This window comes from Sphingomonas albertensis, assembly GCF_014358075.1.
Lineage (GTDB): Bacteria > Pseudomonadota > Alphaproteobacteria > Sphingomonadales > Sphingomonadaceae > Sphingomonas > Sphingomonas albertensis.
In genome coordinates this window covers 190592-214250 of record NZ_JACONT010000002.1, presented here as the reverse complement: position 1 = coordinate 214250, position 23659 = coordinate 190592, and the positions used below count along the sequence as shown (strand labels likewise).

17 protein-coding genes and 1 riboswitch are annotated in these 23659 nt (G+C 65.5%); of the genes, 6 read left to right on the top strand and 11 right to left on the bottom strand.

Features of this window, described 5'->3' with window-relative positions:
- Window positions 1-232: 232 nt before the first annotated feature.
- Both H8S47_RS02070 and H8S47_RS02065 read left to right on the top strand, forming a co-directional pair.
- On the top strand, window positions 233-1414 hold the full coding sequence (locus tag H8S47_RS02070) for an acyltransferase family protein (protein WP_187502266.1): 1182 nt from the start codon (window positions 233-235) through the stop codon (window positions 1412-1414).
- Window positions 1414-2739 carry a hypothetical protein gene (locus H8S47_RS02065; protein ID WP_187502265.1) on the top strand — a complete coding sequence of 442 codons (1326 nt, stop codon included), beginning with the start codon at window positions 1414-1416 and terminating at the stop codon, window positions 2737-2739. Before H8S47_RS02070 ends, H8S47_RS02065 begins: the two co-directional genes overlap by 1 nt.
- A 21-nt stretch (window positions 2740-2760) precedes the next feature.
- Here the strand turns inward: H8S47_RS02065 and H8S47_RS02060 are convergent, their stop codons facing one another.
- Both H8S47_RS02060 and H8S47_RS02055 read right to left on the bottom strand, forming a co-directional pair.
- Window positions 2761-2976 carry a hypothetical protein gene (locus H8S47_RS02060; protein WP_187502264.1) on the bottom strand — a complete coding sequence of 72 codons (216 nt, stop codon included), beginning with the start codon at window positions 2974-2976 and terminating at the stop codon, window positions 2761-2763.
- A 153-nt stretch (window positions 2977-3129) separates the two neighbouring features.
- Window positions 3130-3300 carry a hypothetical protein gene (locus H8S47_RS02055; protein ID WP_187502263.1) on the bottom strand — a complete coding sequence of 57 codons (171 nt, stop codon included), beginning with the start codon at window positions 3298-3300 and terminating at the stop codon, window positions 3130-3132.
- Between the two features lie 249 nt (window positions 3301-3549).
- On the opposite strand from H8S47_RS02055, the gene H8S47_RS02050 reads away from it, so the two are divergent.
- A complete protein-coding gene (locus H8S47_RS02050) occupies window positions 3550-4104 on the top strand; it encodes a lysozyme inhibitor LprI family protein (RefSeq protein WP_187502262.1) in 555 nt (184 codons plus the stop codon).
- Window positions 4105-4115: 11 nt separating this feature from the next.
- Here H8S47_RS02050 and H8S47_RS02045 read toward each other — a convergent pair whose 3' ends face one another.
- The 3 genes from H8S47_RS02045 to H8S47_RS02035 all read right to left on the bottom strand — a co-directional run bounded on the left by H8S47_RS02045 (window position 4116) and on the right by H8S47_RS02035 (window position 12979).
- Window positions 4116-5507 carry an HlyD family type I secretion periplasmic adaptor subunit gene (locus H8S47_RS02045; protein WP_187502261.1) on the bottom strand — a complete coding sequence of 464 codons (1392 nt, stop codon included), beginning with the start codon at window positions 5505-5507 and terminating at the stop codon, window positions 4116-4118.
- On the bottom strand, window positions 5504-7639 hold the full coding sequence (locus H8S47_RS02040) for a type I secretion system permease/ATPase (protein ID WP_187502260.1): 2136 nt from the start codon (window positions 7637-7639) through the stop codon (window positions 5504-5506). Before H8S47_RS02040 ends, H8S47_RS02045 begins: the two co-directional genes overlap by 4 nt.
- Window positions 7640-7852: 213 nt before the next feature.
- A complete protein-coding gene (locus H8S47_RS02035) occupies window positions 7853-12979 on the bottom strand; it encodes a hypothetical protein (protein WP_187502259.1) in 5127 nt (1708 codons plus the stop codon).
- Window positions 12980-13232: 253 nt separating this feature from the next.
- Here H8S47_RS02035 and H8S47_RS02030 point away from each other — a divergent pair, with 253 nt between their 5' ends.
- Together H8S47_RS02030 and H8S47_RS02025 are read left to right on the top strand one after the other, a co-directional pair.
- Window positions 13233-14534, top strand: coding sequence for a UDP-glucose dehydrogenase family protein (locus tag H8S47_RS02030; RefSeq protein WP_187502258.1), 1302 nt, complete (start codon window positions 13233-13235; stop codon window positions 14532-14534).
- A 2-nt stretch (window positions 14535-14536) separates the two neighbouring features.
- A complete protein-coding gene (locus H8S47_RS02025) occupies window positions 14537-15514 on the top strand; it encodes an NAD-dependent epimerase/dehydratase family protein (protein ID WP_187502257.1) in 978 nt (325 codons plus the stop codon).
- Window positions 15515-15532: 18 nt separating this feature from the next.
- Here H8S47_RS02025 and H8S47_RS02020 read toward each other — a convergent pair whose 3' ends face one another.
- The 6 genes from H8S47_RS02020 to H8S47_RS01995 all read right to left on the bottom strand — a co-directional run bounded on the left by H8S47_RS02020 (window position 15533) and on the right by H8S47_RS01995 (window position 22870).
- Complete coding sequence (locus H8S47_RS02020) at window positions 15533-16996, bottom strand: hypothetical protein (RefSeq protein WP_187502256.1); 1464 nt, start codon at window positions 16994-16996, stop codon at window positions 15533-15535.
- Window positions 16983-19163, bottom strand: a complete 2181-nt coding sequence (locus tag H8S47_RS02015; RefSeq protein ID WP_235982548.1) for a TonB-dependent receptor — start codon at window positions 19161-19163, stop codon at window positions 16983-16985. The genes H8S47_RS02020 and H8S47_RS02015 overlap by 14 nt, the downstream gene beginning before the upstream one ends.
- 102 nt (window positions 19164-19265) lie before the next feature.
- A riboswitch (cobalamin riboswitch) is annotated at window positions 19266-19492 on the bottom strand.
- 81 nt (window positions 19493-19573) lie between these two features.
- Window positions 19574-20035 (bottom strand): hypothetical protein, encoded by a 462-nt coding sequence (locus tag H8S47_RS02010; RefSeq protein WP_328805402.1) that lies wholly within the window; start codon window positions 20033-20035, stop codon window positions 19574-19576.
- Window positions 20036-20151: 116 nt separating this feature from the next.
- On the bottom strand, window positions 20152-20736 hold the full coding sequence (locus H8S47_RS02005) for a response regulator transcription factor (protein WP_187502254.1): 585 nt from the start codon (window positions 20734-20736) through the stop codon (window positions 20152-20154).
- The gene (locus H8S47_RS02000) at window positions 20733-22313 is read right to left on the bottom strand and encodes a sensor histidine kinase (protein ID WP_235982547.1); all 1581 of its coding nucleotides are present in this window, start codon (window positions 22311-22313) and stop codon (window positions 20733-20735) included. Before H8S47_RS02000 ends, H8S47_RS02005 begins: the two co-directional genes overlap by 4 nt.
- A gap of 107 nt (window positions 22314-22420) precedes the next feature.
- The gene (locus H8S47_RS01995; protein ID WP_328805399.1) at window positions 22421-22870 is read right to left on the bottom strand and encodes a MarR family winged helix-turn-helix transcriptional regulator; all 450 of its coding nucleotides are present in this window, start codon (window positions 22868-22870) and stop codon (window positions 22421-22423) included.
- Between the two features lie 119 nt (window positions 22871-22989).
- On the opposite strand from H8S47_RS01995, the gene H8S47_RS01990 reads away from it, so the two are divergent.
- Complete coding sequence (locus H8S47_RS01990; protein ID WP_187502252.1) at window positions 22990-23415, top strand: organic hydroperoxide resistance protein; 426 nt, start codon at window positions 22990-22992, stop codon at window positions 23413-23415.
- The last annotated feature ends 244 nt before the right edge of the window (window positions 23416-23659 follow it).

Below are 23659 nucleotides of genomic sequence, written 5' to 3'. Positions count from 1 at the left end.
TCGCCGGCCGACTGCCGGGTCATACTGCACTACAGCATGCCAGTAGGCGATTTCGGTCCTATACGTCCACCCGCGGTGATCGCGGGAGGGGGCCGTATCCCCCGGCACGTCGCCAAATCCGGTCGGCGCGTCGCATGCTCGCTGCGTCATTTCGGGTCGTGCTGCACTGCGGCATACTTTTCCGCAATTGACCTTCTATAGTGCATTCCGCAGTGAGCATGTCCGGGGCGCGATGTCCCGCGCCACGATCTTCCTGCCCAAAACGAAGGTGTTCCCGATGCGTCTCGGCCGGATAGACAGCCTCCAGATCCTGCGGTTCCTCGCGGCGTTCCTCGTGCTGTGCGGTCACAGCCAGCATGCTCTCGTCGAGCATATCGGCGCGCGCGCGGGCAAATGGGGCTTCATCCCGTTCGATTGGGGGCTCGGAGTCGACGTCTTCTTCGTCATCTCGGGCTTCGTGATGTATTACATGATGCACGACCGGTTCGGGGATGCCGGTGCCGCCGCCGATTTCCTGCGCCGCCGGCTGATCCGGATCGCGCCGCTCTACTGGCTGTTCACGACGCTTGCGCTGGTCGTGCTGATCGCGACCGGTGCGCCGCGGCCGGGAGCGACGAACATGCTGTTCTCCTACCTGTTCCTGCCCGGCCCGGTCTGCGGCGAGTATTGCTTTCCGGTGTTCACGCTCGGCTGGACGCTGAATTACGAGATGATGTTCTACGTCGTGTTCGCGGTCGCGCTGCCGTTTCGCCGCACCGCGGGGCTGGCGATCATCTTCGCCGCGATCCTCGGGCTGATGGCGGTCGCGCATCTCGCACCGCTCGATTGGCGGATGCTGCATTTCTGGGGCTATCCGCTGACCGGCGAGTTCCTCGCGGGGATGGTGCTCGCGCACCTGTTCCTCAAGGGCGTCCGCATTCCCCGCCCGATCGCGTTCGCGATGCTGCCGCTCGCGCTGGTGCTCGCGGTGATCGGCTATCAGACCGGCGCGTACGACACGATCGGGCGGATCGTGACCGGCGGCATTCCTGCGACGCTGATCATGGCCGCCGCGGTGCTCGGGCTCGAACCGGTCGGCGGGCAGCATGTCGCGCCGTCCGGCCTGACCCGGCTGCTGGTCGCCGGCGGCGATGCCTCCTACGCGCTGTATCTGTCGCACCCGATCGCGATCAAGGTCGCCGAGGCGATCACCCAGAAGCTCGGTTTGTTCGAGCGTGCGCCCGTGCTGCTCCTGCCGATCGCGATCGTCGGTGCGCTGATCGGCGCGGTGATCGTCCACCGCGTGATCGAAAAGCCGATGCTCGCCTTTCTCAACCGACGCTGGAGCCGCTTCGGCAGTACCGGTATGGGTGACGGCCAACCCGCGTCGGGCCGTGCCGGCGTCATCGTCACCGCAGAACCGGAATCTCGCTGATGGCTAGTATATGGTATAGTTCCGACGTGACGGACGATGCCGCGGGCACGGTCGGCAAGAACGATCTGGCGCTGACCTGCGCCGCCGCGGTGCTTTGCATGTTCGCCATCCGCGACGCGTTGACGGGGATGCTGCGGTATCTCCTGCAGCTGGCGCATCTGTCGCCCCTGTGGTTCGTGCCGGATCTGCTGGCGATGGTCGCGTTTGCCTATTTCATCTGGCATTATGCGATCCAGAAGCGCTCGTCCTTCGCGATCATCGCGACGTTGAGCACGATTTCAGCGGCCGCCGTGTCGATCATCTTCATGTCCTGGACGCCGGCGATGTTCGCGTCGTCGGTCAAGTCGTTCATGCCGATCTTCGTCGGGTTCATCTGTTGCGGACGCAGCGTCGTGCGACTGCCCGCGGTGCGGGTCTGCCTCGCGATCATGTCGGCGCTGTCGATCATCGGCCTGATCTTCGCGCCGCATATCGACTATCCCTGGGTCGGCGCGGACATCGACAGCTTCAACGGCCTGCGCAACATCTCGCGCGTGTGGTGGATCGACGGCAAGGTGCGGTACGGCGGCTTCGCGGGCGACAGCACGATGGCCGCGTTCATGGTGCTGTTCCCGTACATGATGGTCTATCGCTGGGTGCCCAAATGGATGAATCTCCTGATTCTCCCGTTGATGTTCTGGGCGATCCAGGTCTCGACCAACCGCACCGCGCTGCTGACGCTGGCGATGTTCACGCTGCATCTGGTGGTGGTCGACGTACTGATCCCGGCAAAGAACCGCCTCGACGTCGATCGCCTTCTCGCCAAATTCTCGTTCCTGACCGTGCTGGTGCCGTTCGTGCTGGTCTTCACCCTGGCTGGCGCGGAGTTGCAGGACGTTTCGTCCAAGCTGATGAGCTTGCAGGACCGGATCGACAACAGCTGGCAGTTGCCCTTCACCTACCTTCAGCAGATTTTCCCGGCGGGGCTCCTGATCGGCTGCGGCCTCGGCTGCTTCGCCTATCCGATGAAGTTCTCGGACATGGCCCAGTACAACGTGCCGGTCGATAACTTCTACATGACGACCTATCTGATGCTCGGGATACCGTTCCTGGTCATCGTCGCCGGCGTGTTCGTCTCGTGCTTCAGGACGGTGGACCGTACCAAGCTGCTGTTGCTGATGATGCTGAACGTCTACGCGATCACGGTGCAATGCTATGGCCCGGCGTTCGCCACGCTGATGATGGGCTACGCGTTCAGCGATGCGTTCATGACCGAAACCGGTGGATGGCGCCGCCGAGTCCGCAAGCCGGAAGGGGCGGACGAGCGAGTATTGGTCACGTCCTGAGTTCGCGCGTCGAAATCACGATCATCCGGAAGTCCGTGCCGATCCGCCGCTACACCGCCTGATCGGTTCGGTACCAGCGCTGTACAGGGCCGCGAACTTCTCGTGGAGCAGCCTGATGCTGCCGTCCGTCGCGATCGCAGCGCGGTTGCGATGCCACTCTGCGCGGGCCGCCCGATAGGCGCTATTCTCGCAGACCTGGTCTGCGCCGGGTGCAGGACCATCTTCGGCAGCTATCATCGCGGTTTCTCCTTCCCACGCTCCCTAATCGCTGGAAGAGGGGCGCGCGTGACGAGAAACGATCACCGGCTGGGGTAGATTTTACAGTTCCCGAAGCGTCGGTGGCACGTCCCGGTGCCCCGACATCCCGCGCCCTCGTTCACGCGCCATCGTTCAGGAGCGGGAGCCGTTTCCAGCATACCGGGCGGCTTCACCTTGCGCGGCGAACACCGCCGCCTGGTCTAGATGCGCGCACCGCTCGCGCCGCGACGAAGATTGCGCCGCATCCTCGAGTTTGGCGAGCACCAATGCCTCATAATCGATCAGTTCCAACAGCTCGGACACGGCAGCTCCCCAGGTCGCTTGTAAAGTACGAGACCAAGGTACGGAGCGCTGTCCTAGATGATGCACCCCGAAACCTCCCATCGGACGAAGCGATCGGTCCGTCCGATCAACCGATCGAGCGCCGACAATGGTCATGCCCAGATTTCATGAGCGACAGGTCGTGACGCGCAAGTATAAGGTGCGATCCGCACTGCGCGATCGCTACAGTCCGAAAACAGGCATACGCTTGATATTCCGGAGGACGCCGAGATGAAGTCGACCGTCGACCGCGTATCGAAAGGGGCCCCCCGCGCCAAAGTTTCCCAGTCGATAGCGATCACGGCGATCATGGCGATCGCGAGCGGAGCAACCGCGCAGCCCTCCGGTGATCCGAACCTGCGGCGGCACTGGTCTTCGGCCTTCGACGTCGTGCTTCCCAAGGGCGTGTCCTCGGACGATCTCAAGGGGCGGTGTTGGACGCAAGCGGCGCTGGATAGTTACGTGACCGAAGGCCGCCTCTGGATCGAGGAAATCTACGGGCTTCCCTACGGCTATGTCGAGAATCACTGCCTACGGGAACAGCTCTCGAAGACGAACGTTGCGCTCAACGCTTCCTACCGGACGCTGTTGCGATCGCTCGGCCCAGCGGACCGCAGGCGCGTCGTCGCGTCCGAACGTCGCTGGATCGTCCGAAGGAACGACGCTTGCAACGTATCGGACGGTATCAGTTACGTCATGCTTGGAAGCTTCGTATGCCTCATGAACATGACGAGCGACCGCCTCGCGTGGCTCGCGACTTGGAAGGTTGACCGCTCAGCAGGGTAGGCCCCTTTGCCCTACCGTTCGCGGGCCGCTTCGGAGACGTCGCGCGATACCGGGTCGAGCATATAGTCGAGCAGGCGCCGGCGGCCGGTGCGGATGTCGGCGGTGACCGCGAGGCCGGGGGTCAGGGTCATCTTGCGCCCGTCAGCGGTGACCGTGCGCTGGTCCATCGCGATCCTTGCCATGTAATAGGACGGCCCCTTCTCGTCCTGCACCGCGTCGCGACTGACCGAGACGATCCGGCCCGGCACGGTGCCGAACCGCGTGAACGGATACGCCTCGAGCTTGAGCGCGACCGGCTGGCCGGCGTGGACGAAGCCGGCGTCGCGGTTGAGCAGCTTGGCCTCGACGGTCAGCTTGCCGTCGGGCACCACCACCATCAGCGCGCGGACCGGCTCGACCACGCCGCCGACGGTGTGGATCGCCAATTGCTGGACGGTGCCGTCGACCGGCGCGACCAGTCGCTGCATCCGGCTCTGCTGGCTGGCCTTGGCGAGATCCTGGCGGCGCTGCATCGCATCCGACTGCGCCTTGGCGAGATCGCCAAGCGCAGTCTGGCGCGCCTGTTCGCGCGAATGGTTGAGCTCCTCGCCGAACCGCTGCGCCTCCGACAGCCCACGCGTGCGCTGTTGCGCGGCGACATCGCGGCTGCCCATCTCGCTGTGCCGCTGGCGCTGCATGTCGAGCACGCGCAGGCCACTGGCATAGCCGCGCGCCGCCAGCGTCTCGACCGCCTTGACCTGGCGCTCCATCAGCGGCCGGTTGGCGTCGAGCGCGCGCATCTGATCCCCCGCGCCCGCCGCATCGGCGAGCGCGGAGCGACGCGCGGCGGCAAGCCCGGCATCGGCCGCGCGCGCGCTGCCGAGTTGGGCTGCGACCAGCCGGCGTTGCGTGTCGAGTACGTCGGCGGGCGTGCCGGGGGGCGCGACGAACACGCCGCGCCCCCCGCTCAGCCCGTCGACGATCGCGGCATTGCGCGCGACGTCGATCTCGGCGGTCAGCAGCGCTTGGCGCGCCTGCGCTTCGTCGGCGGAGGACAAGGTCGGATCGAGATCGACCAGTGGCTGGCCGCGCTTGACGACATCGCCGTCATGCACCCAGATCTTGCGGACTAGCCCGCCGCTGACCGACTGGACCAGCTTGACGCTGTCGGCGGGGATCGTCCGTCCTTCCGCGGTCGCGACGATGTCGACATGGCCGAGCGTCAGCCACAGCGCGGTCGCCGCCATCCCGCCGAGCAACAGCCATGCGGTGATCCGCGCGGTCGGCGACACCGGGCGCTCGATCACCTCGAGCGCGGCGGGCAGGAACGCGGTCTCGAGCGGGATGCGGCGGTCGCGGCGGGTCGCGCGATCCTCGATCCAGGCGCGACGGACGAGCGACAGATGATGGGTGAGCGCGGTCATGAAGCGATTCCGTACAGGACGCCCATCTGGCGTCGGTAGAGGTCGGCGTAGCGGCCATCGTGGCTGAGCAGTTCGTCGTGCGAACCCTGTTCGACCAGACGCCCCTTCTCGAGCGCGACGATGCGGTCGCACTGGCGGATCGCGGACAGGCGGTGGGCGATGATGATGACGGTGCGGCCGACCGCCATCTGCTTGAGGTTGGTCTGGATGATCTCCTCGCTCTCGGCATCGAGCGCGGAGGTCGCCTCGTCGAAGATGAGGATGCGCGGCTGCGTGACGAGCGCGCGGGCGATCGCGAGCCGCTGACGCTGGCCACCCGACAGGTTGGCGCCGCGCTCCTCGATCATCGTGTCATAGCCCTGCGGCATCCGCGTGATGAACTCGTGCGCGCCCGCCATCTCGGCGGCGGCCATCACCTTGTCGATCGGCAGCGCGGGATTGGCGAGCGCGATGTTCTCGCGCACCGTGCGGTTGAACAGCACGTTCTCCTGCAGCACGACGCCGATCTGTCGCCGCAGCCACGCCGGATCGATCTGCGCGACGTCGACCCCGTCGACCAGCACACGGCCGTTGGCGGGGACGTAGAGACGCTGGAGCAGCTTGGTCAGCGTCGACTTGCCCGAGCCCGACGAGCCGACGATGCCCAGCGTCGAGCCGGCGGGGACGACCAGGTCGATGTCGTCGAGTGTCCATGGACCGTCGTCGGCGTAGCGGAAGCGGACATTCTCGAACGTCACGCTGCCGCGGATCGCGGGCAGCGCGGTCTGGCTGCCGGCGCCCGGCTCGACGCGGTGGTTGAGCACGTCGCCGAGCCGCTCGACCGCGATCCGGACCTGCTGGAACTCCTGCCACAGCTGCGCCATGCGGATCACAGGCCCTGAGACACGCTGCGCGAACATGTTGAACGCGACCAGCCCGCCGACGGTCAAATCGTGCGCGATCACCGCCTGCGCGCCGAAATACAGGATCGCCGCCATGTTGAGCTTGGAGATCAGCTGGATCGCGTTGTTGCCGGTATTGCCGAGATCGATGACGCGCTGGTTGGCGGCCGAATAGCCTGCGAGGCGGCGCTCCCAGGCGTCCTGCCACTGCGGCTCGACCGCGGCGGCCTTGACCGTCTGGATGCCCGCGATGCTCTCGACCAGCAGCGCGTTGTTGGCCGCACCGCGCTCGAACTTCTCGTCGAGCCGGCTGCGCAGCGGGCCGGTCACGAGCAGGGCGACCGCGAGATAGGCGGGAATCGCGAGTACCGCGACGAAGAACAGCTTGATCGAATACAGCGCCATCACCGCGAGGAAGACGACCGCGAACACCGGGTCGATCAGCACCGTCAGCGACGCGTTGGTGAGGAATTCGCGGATCGTCTCGAGCTGGCGGACGCGCATCGCGGTATCGCCGACGCGGCGCGATTCGAAATAGCTCAGCGGCAAGCGCAGCAGGTGGCGGAACAGCCGCGCGCCCAGCTCGACGTCGATCTTCTGACTCGTTTCCGAATAGAGCCGGGTGCGCAGCCAGCCGAACGCGGTTTCCCAGAACGACACCGCGACGAAGCCGATCGTCAGCACCGACAGCGTCGACAGCGTGCCGTGGACCAGCACCTTGTCCACCACGCTCTGGAAGAACAAAGGCGCGGCGAGCCCGAGCAGGTTGAGCGCGAGCGTGATCAGCAGCACTTCGCCGATCAGCCGCCGATAGCGGACGATCTGCGGGATGAACCAGGAAAAGTCGAACCCCTTGGTCGCCAGCGCCGCGCTCTCGCGCGTCGTGACCAGCACGAGCGTGCCCGACCAGAGCGTCTGCAGAGTCGCCAGGTCGACCTTGGCGACCGGCTGGTGCGCGCGCTGGATCAGCACCTCGTCGCCCTGCATCCGGCCGATCAGGAACCAGCCCTCGGGCCCGTCCGCCAGCGCCGGCAGCGGCAGGCGGGCGAGATCCTCGGGACGCGCCGTCCGCGACTTGGCGCGCACGCCATCGATGCCGCCCGCCAGCCGCACGAGCGCATCGGCGTCGAGCGAATGGAAATGGCCCAGACCGTGGCGCAGCTGATCGGCATCGACCGCGATGCGGTGGATCGCCAGCAGCGCGGTCAGCGCCACCAGGCCGCTATCGTCCTGGATCACCTGATGCTTCATGCGCCGGGCCGATCGGTGGCCGAAGGACGGGCGGCCGAAGCACGGGCGGTTTGCACACGGGCGGCGGGAACACGGGCGGCGGGAACACGGACTGGGGTCATAACATCTTCCACAAAACCGATTCGGTGTGGTTAACGTTACGGCCAAAATCCTAAGCGGATGTTGCGATGCAGCGCGCTTCACCGCTTAAACCGGTACGCGCGCCGCAAAGCGTCAGCCGAATGCGTAAACGCCGCTGTTTGCCGAGGTCTGCACCAGTCGGTGCGCCGCCGCCCCGGTCAGCGTGATCGTCGCACCCTGATCGTATTTCACGGTCAGGTCGCTGCCCGATATCTCCATCATCGGCTGGTATCCCGACTTCGCGAACGCCGAGAGATCGAGCAGATCGTGGCCCGCCCCGAAGTCCGCGATCGTCGCCGACGTACCCAGCGTGACGAGGAAACGATCGTCGCCGCCACCGCCGGCAACGGTCGCACCGCTACGATCGACCAGCAGCAGTTCGTCCGCCACCGAGCCGGTGACCCCGCCCGCGCCGCCGACCAGGATCGCGTCATAGCCGCTCGCCGCACTCCGGACATCGGCGATCGCATGGCCCGCGGTCGTAAAGCTCTCGGTCGTCGCGACACCCGCGGCGGTGGTCGTCGTACGACCCGTCATCACGCCCGCGGTGTAGCTGCGAACGACGCTGCCACCGCCGGCAAGCTCGGTCTTGCTGGAGGAGAGTTGATCCTTCGCGGTATCGAAGTTCATCGTCGTACGCCCGGCCGCATCGGTCACGACCTTGCTCTGCTCGCGGCCGGCGATATCGAAATATTGCTGCGTCCGCCCAGTCGCATCGTTCACCTCGGCATAGGCGCGGCTGCCGTCGGTGCGGGTGCGATCGACCGAGATCGTCTTGCCGGTCGTATCGGTCTTGACCACGCCGACCGCATAGTCGGAGCCGGTCGGCATATAGACGGTGTTCACGGCCGAGCCGTCCGGCGCGGTCACATATTTGCGCGTGACGGTGCCGGCCTGATCGTACAGCAGCGTCGTCCACTGCCCCTGCGCATCGACGGTAACGTCCTTGATCAACCGGCCCGCGGTGTCGAAGCCGCGGCTGTGCTTGATCCCGTTCGACTCGTCGATCCGGGTCACCAGCGCGCCGGTTTCGGCGTCGTATTCGCTGGTCTGCGTGCTGTCGCTGCCGATCGTCGCGGCCTTCGTCTTCCGGCCCTTGGCGTCGTAATAGGTCAGCAGGCTGGTGCCGTCGGGATCGCGCGTCTCGGTATAATCGAGCGTCCCGTCGCCGTGCTTGCGCACGACCGAGACGACCACGCCCTTGCCGTCGACCAGCTGGGTCTGCGTGACGTAGGATTTGCCGGTGACGTTATACAGCGTGTTCTCGGCGGTGCCGTCGGCGCGCTCTATGAAGTTGCTCGTCAGCTTGCCGGTGGTCGCGTCGTACAGCGTCGTGTTCCAGCTGCCCGCGGCATCGACGATCACCGCGGTCGTGCGGATCCCGGCGGCGGTGTAGGTGTCTGCGGTGCGCGATCCGTCGGCGTTGTAGGCCTCGACGATCTTGCCGCCGGCCGCGACCTGGGTCCGTCGGCTGGCGAGTTTGCCATTCTCGTACAGCGAGGTGGCGACATCGCCGTTGACCAACTGGCCGATGTCGCGCGTGATCAGCCCGGTGGTCGCATCAAACTGCTGGGTATGCGTTTCGCCGGTCGCGGCGATCGCCACCGACTGGCTGAGCTTGCCTGCCGCGTCGTAGGTCTGGAGGAGACGCGCGCCGTCGGCGGCGTTGGTTTCTTGATACGCCAGGCTGCCATCGGCATGACTGCGCACGACCAGCGTGACCTTGCCCTTGGCGTCGAACACGCTGCGCTCGGTGGTCCAGGCCTGACCGGTGATGCCGAACGACTGCGTCTCGCCGCTGCCGTCGGCGTTCTTGATATAGCGCTTCGACACGGCACCCGTGCCGTCGAGGACCGACGTGGTCCAGGTGCCCGCGGTATCGACTGTCACTTCGTTGGTCTTCTTGCCCGCGGCGTCATACGTCACGGTCGAGCGGCTGCCGTCGGGCAGCACCGAGACCATCTGGGCGACGATGCCGGCCTTGAAGCTGGTGGTAACCGTCCCGCCGACCGCCGACTGGACGACGCGCGACAGCAATGTCGCGGTCGCCGGATCATAGGTCAGCACCGTCCGCGTACCGTCCTTGGCGACGTCTCCCGTCACCGTCGTCTCGGTCTGGCGACGGCCCTGCGAATCATACGCCGTCGTGATCTTCGAGCTGCCCTGGACGATCTCGGTCGAGACCAGCCGGCCGTCGGCGGCGCTGCGGGTCAGCGACACCATCTTGCCGGTGGCGTCCGTCACCTGGATCTCGGTGGTCCAGGCGAGGCCGGTCAGGCCGTAGGCGCGGGTTTCGCCGCTGCCGTCGGGATTGGCGACATACACCTTGGTGACCGCGCCCGAGCTCGCGTCGAACAAGGTCGTGGTCTTCGTGCCATCGGAGTCGGTCTGCAGCTGCGAGATCTTCGCGCCGGCGCTGTTGTAGGTATAGGTGACCTTGCCCTGCTCGTTGACGACGTCCTCGTTCACCAGGCCGCCGCCGCTATAGGTCTGGCTGCGGATGATCGTGCCGTTGGCCGCCAGTTCGAGCAGGCTCTTCAGCCCGCCGGTGGTCGGGTCGTAGGTGGTGATCACGCGCCCGCCGCCGACCGCGGTGATGGTCTGGTTGAGCCGGTGGCCGGTCGCGTCATAGCTCGTCGTCGTGCGCTTGCCGTCGGCCGCGTACGAGTCGGTATAGTCGAGCGTATTGTCGGCATGACGCCGCACGACCGAGACGACCTTGCCCGCCTTGTCGGTGGTCTGGACCTCGGTCACATAGGATTTGCCGGTGACGTTGTAGCTGGTGACGATGCTGCGCCCGTCGGTATATTGCACATAGGTACGCTGCGGCTTGCCGGTCGTCGCGTCGAAGACCTGCGTGGTATAGGTCTTGGCGGTGTCGACATCGACCTGCCGCGTCTTCAACCCGGTCGCGTCGAACGTCTCCGAGGTGCGGCTGCCATCGGCGCGGACCAGCGTCCGGTCGCTCATCACGCCTGCGACATAGGTGATCGTCGTGGTCGCTCCGGCTGCGGTCTGCACCACGCTCGACGCCAGCTTGCTGGTGGTCGCATCGTAGGTCAGCGAAGTGCGCGTGCCGTCCGCCGCGTTCGTCACCTTGGTCAGCAACTGGCCGTTGCTGCCGAACGTGCTGGAGATCTTACCGCCGTCGGCGAAGGTCTGCGCGGTGGTGACCGGCGTGCCGTCGGCGCGCAGTCGCTCGACCAGCGTCACCACGCCCTTGGTGTTCACCACCTGGTGCTCGGTGACATAGGCGAGGCCGGTCAACTTGTACGCATAGCTCTCGCTGCTGCCGTCGGGCCGCTGCACGAACTTGCGCGAGACGTCACCGCTCGCGTCATATTGCAGCGTTGTCCAGACGTTCTTGGTATCGACCTGGACCTCGCTGACGCGCTTGCCGGCGGCGTCGTAGGTGTCGGTGACCTTCGAGCCGTCTGCCGCCGTCAGCGTGTAGGTCGACACGATACCGTTCTTGTAGATCGTCGCGGCATTGCTGCCGTCCTTGCCGGCGACCGTCATCGACGCCGGCTTGCCGGTCGCGATGTCGTAGCTGGTGACGGTCCGCCCGAGCTTCGGATCGTCGACGATCGTCGCCGACAGCTTGCCCATCGTATAGCTCTGGTCGCTGATCACGCCGGTCGCATATTCGGTATGGATGTTCGAAATGACGCCGCCGAGATAGCCATAGTCGGCGGTCGAGACGAGGATGCCCTTGGCGTCGAACGCCTGTTCTTCCTTCCAGCCGACGCCGGTCTCGGTGACCTTGAACGAATAGCCGCCGTCGATCTTCGCCAGTACGTCGCCGTAATTGGCGATCATGTACCGCATCGTCGATACCGAGGCGACGTTCAGCACCGCGCTGTCGGTCAGCGCGATCGTCTTCAACCCGGTCGATCCCGCCAGCTTATCGATCTGCGCGACCAGCCCGTCCGCGGTCGTGCTCAGCGCAGCAGGAACTGCGGTGGCGGTTTCGGTGTAGGCGGACTTCGACCCCACCTCGACGACCAGCGCGCGATCGCCGACCGCCAGCGTGATCTGGCTGACGTTGGTATAGCTCGCGATCGGCGCGCTGCCCCGCAGCGGATCGTAGACGTATACCGTCTTCTGCATGCCGCCGAGATCGATCGTGACGGTCTTCGTCGCCAGCGCGTTTTCGGACTGGGTGGTGGTGTTCCACAGATTGGCATCGCGCCACAGCAGGATGTCGTAGGCGCCGTTGGTCTTGGTCAGCGTCAGCGAATGGCCGTCGGCCGGCATGCCGTCCAGCGAATAGGCGGTCGCGGCCGACGCCGCGGTGCCGGTCCCCGCATCGACATAGGAGAGCAGGCTGGTCAGGTTGTGGACCGCGGTCGCCGCCTGCTTGGGCGTGCCGTCGGCGTTGAACAGGCCGAAATGGAACTCCTTCTCCGCGCCGTCCGGGTTGAGGCTGCTGTCGAACAGTTCGTACAGGAACGTCTGGCTCGATCCGTTCTCGAACGCGGTGAGCAATGCGTTGACGGTCAGCTTGGCCTGCGCGCTTTCGTTGACACCGAGGCCGGGATCGCTCGACAGCGTGGTGTAGCCGGTCTCGGTGATGACGATCTTGTCGCCCTTGGACGCTGCGGCGGCGCGCGCCATCGATGCCTCCATCACCGTGTCGGACAGTCCGCCCGATGCGGTATAGGCGTGCGCGTTGGCGTAATCGGAATAGGCGCCGAGATCGCCGATCGCCGCATAGGCGGACGGGCTTTCGAGGGCGACCGACAGGTTGATGACCGACACGCCCGACAGCCCGGCATTACCCTTGACCGCGGTATACAACGCCTTCTGATACTCGACCGCCGCGGTCAGCGAGCCGCTGCCGTTATAGCTGAACTCCTGCGTGTTGACCTCGTTCAGCCCCTCGATCGCGACGATGCTGCCGGCATGCCGGGTCTGGAAGTCCTCGAGCGACGCGACATAGTTGGCCAGCCCCGACGCCCCGGTCGCGGGCAGGCCCGACGACGTCACGAAGTCGAATTTGACGCCCGCGGCCGCCATTGCGTTAACGACTGCGTTACCGATTCCCGATCCCGGCAACGTATCGCGCACCGTGCCGATACCCAGATAGTTCAGGCTGCTGATCGTCATGCTGGCATTGCCGTACGCATTATTAGCGTTGCCGGAGTGAGCGTTAACGCCCAGCGTCGACAGGAACGAGGTGGCGGAAGCGGGGGTGTTGGGCACGGTTTGCATCTCCATGACGTCACTCGTGCAATCGCAGAAAGTTCTGCAACCAACCCTAAGCAAGGCCGTTAAATTTCCGTTAACCGTCTTATATTTACAAAATTGTATCGCGCTGCAGCAACGCGGCGAACGGCGCCGTGCGGACGACGGAACCCTGTGGACCCCTTGCTAAAATGGCCGAAACGCGGCACCAGCACGGTCCACACGCTGCCATGCAGCATAGACGGCCTGCGCGTGCGCGGGCTTCGCAAGATGTGAGTAAACGACCATGCGGATCGCAGTAATTGGAACTGGGTATGTCGGCCTCGTGTCGGGAGCCTGCTTCGCCGACTTCGGTCATGACGTCATTTGCGTCGACAAGGATGCCAGCAAGATCGACGCGCTACATGCGGGTCGGATTCCGATCTTCGAGCCGGGCCTTCAGGCGCTGGTCGAAACCAACGTTCGCGGCGGTCGCATCGCCTTCACGACCGACCTGACCGAGGGCGTCAAGGGCGCCGAAGCCGTCTTCATCGCAGTCGGCACCCCCTCGCGGCGTGGCGATGGCCATGCTGATCTCGGCTATGTCTTTGCCGCCGCTGCCGAAGTCGCGACCGCGGTCAGCGGCTTCACCGTCGTCATCACCAAGTCGACCGTCCCGGTCGGCACCGGCGACGAAGTTGAGCGGATCCTGCGCGAGAACAACCCGGATGCGGAATTCGCCGTCGTCTCCAACCCCGAATTCCTGCGCGAAGGCGCCGCGATCGACGACTTCAAGCGGCCCGACCGCGTCGTCATCGGTGGCCATGACGAGCGCGCGATGGCCGTGATGCGCGAAATCTATCGCCCGCTGAGCCTGAACCGCTCGCCGGTGATCGAGATGTCGCGCCGCGGCGCCGAACTGACCAAATACGCCGGCAACGCGTTCCTCGCGACCAAGATCACCTTCATCAACGAGATCGCCGATCTCTGCGAAAAGGTCGGGGCCGACGTCCAGGAGGTCGCGCGCGGCATCGGGCTCGACAACAGGATCGGCGCGAAGTTCCTCAATGCGGGCCCGGGCTATGGCGGCTCGTGCTTCCCCAAGGATACGCTGGCTCTGCTCAAGACCAGCCAGGATTACGAAGCGCCGCAGCGGATCGTCGAGGCGGTCGTCGCAGTCAACGAGAACCGCAAGCGTGCGATGGGCCGCAAGGTCATCGCGGCGATGGGCGACGAAGTGCGCGGCAAGACGGTCGCGGTGCTGGGCCTGACGTTCAAGCCGAACACCGACGACATGCGCGACAGCCCCGCGATCGCGGTGATCCAGTTGCTGCAGGATGCTGGCGCGCGCGTGCAGGCCTATGATCCCGAGGGCATGGAGCAGGCCGCCAAGCTGCTTCAGAACGTCGACTTCAAGGACGACACCTATGCGACGATGGAAGGCGCCGATGCGCTCGTCATCGTCACCGAATGGGACGCGTTTCGCGCGCTCGATCTGAAGCGCGTCAAGTCGTTGCTGTCGGAGCCTATCCTGATCGATCTCCGCAACATCTATCCGCGCGACATCGTCGAGAATGCCGGCTTCACCTACATCGCGGTGGGCCGCTGACCGTGGCCGCGCCCGTTCTCGTTACCGGTGTCGCAGGCTTTATCGGTCATGCGACGGCACACCGTCTGCTCGATCGCGGCGAGACGGTGATTGGCATCGACAACGTCAACGATTACTATGATCCGCGGCTGAAAGAGGCGCGGCTGGTGACCTTTGAGGGAAATCGGAACTTCGCGTTCCACCGGATGGACGTGTCGGATGTCGAGGGCGTGGCGCGTCTGGTATCCGACAACGGCGTGACCCGGGTGGTGCATCTCGCGGCGCAGGCGGGGGTTCGGTACAGCATCGAAAACCCGTTCGCGTACGAGAAGTCGAACCTTGCGGGGCATCTCGCGGTGATGGAGGCGTGCCGCCACCAGCCGCAGTTCGAGCATCTGGTCTATGCCTCGTCCAGCTCGGTCTATGGTGACAAGCCGATGGGCGGGCGGGGGTTTAGCGAGGACGAACCGTCGGTCATGCCGGTGTCGCTATATGCGGCGACCAAGCGCGCCTGCGAGCTGATGAGCCAGTCCTATGCGACGCTCTACGGCTTCCCGCAGACCGGCCTGCGTTTCTTTACCGTCTATGGCCCCTGGGGTCGGCCGGACATGGCCTATTTCTCCTTCACCGACAAGATCTTGGCCGGGCAGCCGATCGAGGTCTACGGCGAGGGCAAGATGGCCCGCGACTTCACCTATATCGACGATATCGTGACCGGTATCGTCGGCGCGCTCGATCATCCACCGGCCTTGCGCGAGCACCGCGTGCTCAACATCGGCGACAGCCACCCGGTCGGCCTGATGGAGATGATCTCCACGCTGGAAACCGCGATCGGGCGCGAAGCGGTGAAGATCATGAAGCCGATGCAGCCGGGCGACGTTACCGCGACCTATGCGGACGTGTCGAAGCTCAAGGCCCTGACCGGCTACAAGCCTGAGGTGATGCTCGAAGAGGGCCTGACCCGCTTCGCCAAATGGTACCGCGACTACTACAAGATCTGAAGCCGGGACGCACGCTGCTCACGGCCGTCGCCGTTTCAGCCTCTTCCATCCCAACCAGACGCCGCTGATCGACGTCACCAATCCTGCGATCGATCCCAGCCACAACAGCAGATCCCAGATCGGGCGATGCTGCGTCAGGACGTTCAGGTCCCATTTGTGGAGTAGGTCGAACGCCCAGCGATAGATGCGGCGCCAACGGTCGACCGTCGCGAGTATCTCGCCGGTCGCAGGGTCGACATACAGCCAGGTCGAGGCCGCGTCGTCGAAGCGCAGGCGCAGGATCGGCAGGCGCGGCATGTCGCCGACCTGATACCAATAGGCGTCGGGCGTCGTCAGCCGGTCGAGCGCGATCAGCGACGCGCCTGCCTGAAGGCGGCGCGCGGCGGCGACGATGGCGCGGGTGGTAGGACGTACCGGCGCGAGCGAGGCTGCACTCAGCGAGGTCCGTCTGCCATCTGCATAGTCGAGGACGAGGAGCGGCGTGTTCGCATAATCGGTCAGACGCGCGCGGACGGCGCCCGCGCCTGCAGTGGCGAGCCGATCGAACTGCACAGCGGGGACCTGATCCGACGCGACATAGGCCCGAACCGCGGCTTCGGCCGGCGGGACGCTGCGGAACAGGTGCCCCGGATCGACCGAGAGCCAACCGCTGACGATCCACGCGATCAGGAAGCCGCCGCCGACCAGTCCGGCCAGATGATGCCACAGCATCCAGCCGCGATAGGGTGACGCGCGGCCACCGCTGAACCGGTGCCGGCCGAGCCGCGTCCGGAGGATTCCGATCCACATCCCCGCGACGGCGGCGGCGATGCACGGCCCCGAAACCCACATCACGACCTGGCGCCATGCCGCGTTATCCTGCCGCAGAACGGTCGGGTACAGCCAGTGCGGCACCGACCCGAGCCAGTTCCAAAGCCGCTCGCGCCGGGTCGTCGCCTGCACCACGCTGCCTGTCGAGGAGGACACGTAGAGTTCGCTCCCCTGCGGACCTGCCAGCGTTACCTTCCACAAAGGGCGATGCTGGTCGAACCCGCCGGCCACGGTCCACTGGTCGCGCGCCAATCGTTCGGTGTCGACTACGGGCGCCTGCCCGAAGCGGCGAGCGATGCGCGCGGCATAGCCCGCATCGACCTCGGCAAGCGTGGCCCCCCGGTGCGCAGCGATCGTGCTCCGCTCGCCCTCCCATGTCTCGATCCGCCAGACCGGCACATCGTCGCGCATTTCGAGCAGTAGCTCTCGTGGCCATCGCCCGGCATCGAGCGGCGGCGGCACGTCCACCGCCCGCCAGTCGATCGGCTCCGCGCGGGCCATTTGCTCGGCTGGCTTGAGCGAGGGATAGGGGACGTAGATCATCACGAGCCCCGACGAAAACCACATCGCGAACAGCAGGCAGCTCGCAATCCCTATCCAGCGGTGCACGAGATAGAGCCAGCGCCGGCCGAGCTTGGCGAGCGATACGGGGCGGCGGCTAGAAACCGGCACGGAGCGAGACGTCCACCGCACGAGGACGGCCCAGCACCCATTGCTGTACGCCGTAGCTGTTGATCGCATAGGCCGCGTCGAACAGGTTATAGACGTGAAGGTCGACCGCGACGCGCGGGGTCACCGCATAGGACAGCGTGGTGTCGACCGTCGCATATCCCGGGATGCGGAAGGCGTTGGCATTGTCGGAGAATCTGCGGCCGACGTAGCGCAGCCCGGCGCGGGCCTGGACGGTCGGCGTCGCGCTCCAGCGCAGCCACAGGTTCGCCATCGTCTCGGGTACATCGGGCGGGGTGTTGCCGGCGTAGTTCGCGGTCCCCGACATGAAGTCGTCGAACCGGGCGTTTAGAACGCTGCCGTTCGCGTCGATCCCGAAACCCCTTGGCAGATCGATCGAGACCGCGGCCTCGATCCCCTTGGCGGATCGCTGCCCGACCTGCTCGATCGGGCTGGTCGGCGTAAGTTGCGCCAGCAGCCCCGTCTTGACGATGCGGTACGCCGCCAGGGTCGCGGTGCCGCGGCCGTCGAGGAATACCGCCTTAGCACCGACCTCGACCTGATTGCCCACGGCGTTGCTGAACTGGGCTTGCCCGGTCGAATAGGTGGTCAGCGTGCCCAGTGGATCGACCCCGGTCGCATACTGCGCATAGAGCGAGACGGTGGGGATCGGCTGGTAGACGCTGCCGACACGCCACGTCGTGTTGTGCAGGCGCTTGTCGAGCGCGAACGCCTCGGTGGGGCCGTCGATCGTCCAGCGCTCAATCTTGTCGCGTTCGTAGCGAATCCCGCCGACGATCGAGACATGCTCGCCCAGCTTCAGCCGATCCTCGGCAAACACCGCATATTCGGTCGTCCGCGTCCGATAGCGCGGCGCGATCCCCTGCGTGTCGACGATGACGCCCGGATCGAAGTCGTACGGATCGACCTGCGACACCTGCGGCGCGGCCCCAAAATTATGCGAATAGGTCAGCTTGATCAGGTTAACGTCGAACCCAACGACAAGGTCATTGGACAGGCCATCCGCGATCGGCGTCCTGAACGTCACGCTACCCTGATCGCCCCATTGCGTCTGGTCGTGGACGATACCCGTCATGTCGGTGCGGTAGATGCGGCCGGGCGTGGCTGCGCCGTCACCGTTGCCGTTCGGGCAGGCGCCATCGGTTGCGACCCAGCAATAGCTTTCCAGGTTGAGCCAGGACCGTTTCGACGTCAGCCGATACGCTTGGTTGCTGACGGTCAGCGCCGTCGATGGTGTCCAGTCGACCTGGAGGCTGGTGCGGTTGTCGCGAAAGCGGACATAGCCGTCGCGCGTGTTGTAGTTGAGGCGTCGGTTGCCGTCGTTGAGCCGGCCGTCGATCAACGGCGTGCCGAAATAACGCATCGGGTTCTGGCTGCCGTAATCGTCGCGAACCGTGACGGCGAGCGTAGCGGTCGGTGCCCAGCGCAGCGTTGCGGACAGTGCGTAACTGCGCGATTGCCCTCGGTCGACATACCCGTCGGAGCGGCGATAGCTGCCGTCGATGCGGTAGGACAGGTGTTCGCCTGCCGGTCCCCCGGCGCCTGCGGCGACATGGAAGGTGTCTTGCGAGCCATAGCCGATCTCGCCATCGATTTCGGTGCGCCGGGCATTCGGCTTGCGCATCAGCACGTTGACCGCGCCGCCGAGCGCGCCTTGACCGTATAACACCGAGGCAGGCCCGTTGAGGATGTCGATCCGCTCGACCATCCACGGGTCGGTCGGGAACGTAAGCGTCCCAGCGGCGGGAAACAGCCGGACGCCGTCGATCAGCTGGAGCACGGACCCCTGGCCGCTGAACCCCCGTGCCGCGAGTGCAGTGCCGCCATTGCCGAGATTGCCGACGCTGGTGATGCCCGGCGCGCGGCTTTCCGCATCGGCGATCGCCATGTCGCCCTGCGCGCGGATCGTGGCGCCGTCGATGACCGACAGCGTCGCCGGCGTCTCCAGCGGCGACAGGTTGAGCCGACTTGCCGTTCCGTTGGGCACCGTCAGGTCCGCTTCGGGGCGACCGGTAACGAGAATGTCCTCGGATGTGGATTCGGCGGTTTGCGCATTGGCCGCCGACGGCAGCCCGATCGCGAAACCGGCGGCGATGCAGGCGTAGTGGCGTTTGCGGCGTGCGCCGATCGTGATGCTCATGGTCTTCATACCCCGGTGAAGGGCGAAGAAGACGGATGGACGCGAAACAGGCCGCGTTCGGATTGTCCGGCCGCGTGCATGCAAGCAGCCAGCCCGGAATCCCCGCCGGTGGACGTTATCGCGTCGGAGGCAGGTATCCTGGCTCGCGGGTCATGACGCCGGTCTGGCCTTCCCGGCGGGTCCTACCGCCAGTGACACTCGTCGACCGTCGCTCGCCGCTTACAGTTGCGGGGGCAGCGCCGGCCTGGGACCTGGTTCCTAGAAGGAGATCCGCACCGGCTTCCCGTCTTAGCTTCGGGACGATTGCGCGACCGAAGAACCTCGACGCGCCCCGTGTCCCAGCTTCCCGGAAGACGGTCAAGCGTCATATAAAGAATTCTTTATATGACCTTCTTTCGCCGATACTTAGCGTATGTCGCTCACGTCACGGGCCCGCCGAGCAGCTCGGCTACGGCGCCAAGCGGGGTGGTGAGCGCCCGATAACAGAGCATTGCCGCAAAGCACGCCATCCCCATGCCGATGATCGTCAGGCATATGAACTGCAAAGCCGACGAGTGGCGTCTGCTGCGATCGGCCCGCTGGTTTACATGCCTGCTGAAGTCTTCCCGGATGTGGCTTCGCCGATCGGCGTTTGCCGGGCCGCGCGCGGGCGGGGACTCGTTCAGGAGCGCGGCGACGCTGACCGGGTCCTGGGTCCGTACGCCGAAGCGACTGCCACCGCTCCAGACGACACGTCCGATGATCACGAGAGCCCCGCGCCGGATATCGACATATGTGCCAATAGCCGGGGGCGCCGCGCTGGAGACGAGAAGTCCCCGATCCGATACGTCATGGATACATCCGTTCGACCACTTGCCATTGACGTTCATCCGGCAGGGCACGGACAGTTCTTTCAAGGCTGGCAATGTATACCCGATCTCATGACGTCATCATCGGCGATCGGTATCTCGAAGTTGCGGTGCTCCCAATCCGGGAAATATACGGAGCTCGGTGCGCGTTACCGGGCGAGTGCGATCAATTGGGCGATGCCGTTGGTACCGGTCTTGGCGACGATCGCGGCCCGGTGGTCCTCCACCGTCTTGGGACTGATGGCGAGTGCGGCGGCGATCGCCTGGTTATTGTGGCCCTTGACCAGCAGATCGAACACTTGGCGCTGGCGCGGTGTCAGCGCCGCGGTGCGTGCAAGCGCCGATCGCTGCGTCTTCGACCAAGCGACGCCTTCGCACACCGCGGCCAGCAGCCGATCCTCGTCGATCGGTTTTTCGAGATAGTCGAGGCCACCATAGCGCCGTACCGCATCGACCGCGTTGGCGGTCGTCGGCCATGCGGTCATGAAGACGATCGCGACGGTCGGGTCGACGGCGCGAACCCGATCGGCAAAGTCGAACCCGTCGATGTCGCCCATCATCACGTCGGTGACGATGCAATGTGCCGGTGCCTGCCCGTATACCGCCAGCAGTGGCACAGGATCGAGGAACGGCTCGGCGACATGGCCGTGGCGACCGAGCAACCGGGCGACGGCAGCGCCGAGATCCCGATCGTCATCGACGACATAGACGAGTCCGCGGGTAGGATCGGTCATTCGGTTTCACCCAGCAACGGGAGGAGGATCGTCGCGCGGGTTTCGCCGGTGTCATCGCTTGTCCTGGTAAGGCTGCCGCCATGCGCCTCGACGATCGCGCGGGCCACCAGGACGCCGATACCCATGCCCGGCTGTGGACTGCGATCGGGGCGAGATCGGTTCGTCACGACGATACGGGCTTTGCCGTCCTCGCTTGTCACGCCAAGCGACACTTGGCCGTTGCCGCGGGCCTGGACCGCATTGCGCACGAGGTTGACGATCGCCTGCGCCAGTTCCACTTCCTGGGCGAGTACGACGAGGTCCGGGTCGACCGTCTCGATCGTGAGCGTCACGCCCCGGGATTTCGCTTCGGGATGCGCCAATGCCGCGACGGTATCGATCAGCGCCGCTAGCGGTAACGGCGTCGGTTCGTCGACCGCTCTTCCCCCGAAGCGCCGCAATCGACGGACCAGAGTGGAGAGCGCGGCTGCCTTGCGATCGATCAACGCCGCGGTCGTGGCGATTTCTGGGTCGGCCGATACGGTGATCTCATGCAGGTGCTTGGCCTCGATCGCCAGTGTGGACAAAGGTTGGCTGATCTCGTGGATGACCGCCACCGACATAGCGCGCAACGTCTTCAATCGCTCGGCCTGGAACAGCAGGCGATCCCGGCGTTCGAGATCGCCGCGCGCTCTGGCTTGCGCATCGGCGAAGCTGCCGGCGAGATACCCAACGACCATGATCGAGGCGAGGCTCATATGCAGGGCCAGCCGTTCGTCCATCCGCATCGGCATTGCGGTGCGCGGCAGCACGATCGCGGCGACGACGGCGATGGCAAGCCAGCTCGCGGTGCGGCCGGATCGCAGGCCGATCCACGCTACCGCCAGCAGCACGGGCGTATGGGGCGTCCCGAGGCCGATTTTCGCGAGCAGGATCTCGGTTCCTATCGAGGTGGCTAGAACACCGACGGCCTCGATTACCGCGGATGTCCGTGGTTTTTCCGGCCGCGATGCGGTGCCGGACAGGAATTCGGCGAGCCAGAGCAGCGGCGGCGTGAGCAGCAGGACTCCTAGCAGGTCGCCGACCACGAATCCGGTCAGCGACGTCACCACGTCGCGCAGCCCGGAAACGCCGGTCAGGTCGGGGCGCAGCAACGACCATGGCAACGCGGCCAGGGCCGCGGCAATCGGTGCGCCGACCGACGCAAGCCCAAGCGGCATCGGCGCTACGCTCATGCTCGTATGGGCACGGCCCGCGACATGGCGAACGAGCAGGACGACCAGGCCATAAGCTAGCGGCGGCCTGATAACTCCGGTCAGGTGGATTGCCCATTCTGGAGAACGGAGATCGATCACGCCCGTCGTGCACTGCACCAGAATTTCGGCGATCACCAACCCCGGAAGTAGCCGGGGACCGCGCCGCCATAGCAGCGCCATGCGGAAACCCGCCGCCGGATAGAGCAGCGAATAGAAGCCCCGACCGCCCCATTCCGAGGCGATATGGTGCGCCACCCAGAACGCCACCGCATAGCCGAGCAACCATGGCAGATCGGGAAGGGATACGCGAAACGGGGCAGGGACGGGCGCGCGCGGAGTCATCGTCGGCTGTTTGCACGATCGAGCCGCTGTCGCCTATCCGGGCAATTCCCTGAACGCGGGTCCCTGAACGCGGGTCCCTGAACGCGGGGCCCTGACCACGGGAACGGTCAGGACGGGGCTGGTCGGCTGTCAGCCAGCGCGCGGCGGAGCGCGGCAACTTCGGTATTGAGCGCCGCCAGACGGTCGGGCGTCATCCCCGAGCGCTCCACGATCAGCGGCCCCAAACATCCGGTCTCCGCCCAGCGGGCCTTACCGGCGTCGGTCAGGCGCACCCGGACCTGGCGTTCGTCAGCAGGGTTGCGCACCCGCGTCACCAGCCCGGCGGCCTCCAGCCGCTTCGCCAATGGCGTGATGGTGCTCGGCTCGAGCGCCAGCCGGTCTGCGATCGCCCCGATCGAGCAACCGTCCTCCGCTTCGTTCAGCGTCTGGAGGACGAGAAACTGCGGGTAGGTGATCCCCAGCCGATCGAGCACCGGCTTGTACGCGCGGTTTATCGCGATGGTCGCGGCGTAGAGCGAGAAACAGAGCTGATCGTCTAGCGGCAGCGGATCGGACACGGCAGGACTCCTTATCGGCATCGATTAGCACAAAAATGATTATCGCGACAAATTATACTGGACGCCGGCATCGAGACTCCCTAAATCCCTTATCGCGATAACAAACACGGAGATACATCATGTCGGTCGACGTCAAATACACCACCGAAGCCACCGCAACCGGCGGTCGCGACGGTCATGCGCGCTCGCAGGACGGCCGTTTCGACGTAGCGCTTTCGACCCCGAAGGAACTCGGCGGCGCCGGCGGCAACGGCAGCAATCCCGAGCAGTTATTCGCGGCAGGCTATTCCGCATGCTTCATCGGCGCACTGAAGGTCGCTGGCCAGCAGCTGAAGATGAAGATCCCCGACGATGTCTCGGTCACTGCAAAGGTCGGCATCGGGCCGCGTTCGGCCGGTGGCTTCGGCATCACCGCCGATCTTACCGTCTCGCTGCCGGGTATCGAGCGCGATCAGGCGGAAAAGCTGGTGGATGCGGCGCATCAGATTTGCCCGTATTCGAACGCGACGCGCGGCAACGTCGATGTAGGCCTGACGCTAGCCTGACATTTGCTAGACGATCCGGTGCTAGACGATCCGGGCTGACGACCCGGGCTGACGACCCGGGCGTGCGAACGATGGGGAAGGGGGCAATCAGACTAGACTGCCCTCTTCCCGACGCGTCCCACGCCCGTTTGGCCGTGTCTTCGATAAAGTGCGGATAGTTCGGGCGCCTGCCGAGTTATGCGTCCGACGATCAACGGCTAGGTCGCTACTTCATGGCATCACCGCGCTATTCGGCCGCCCGCCG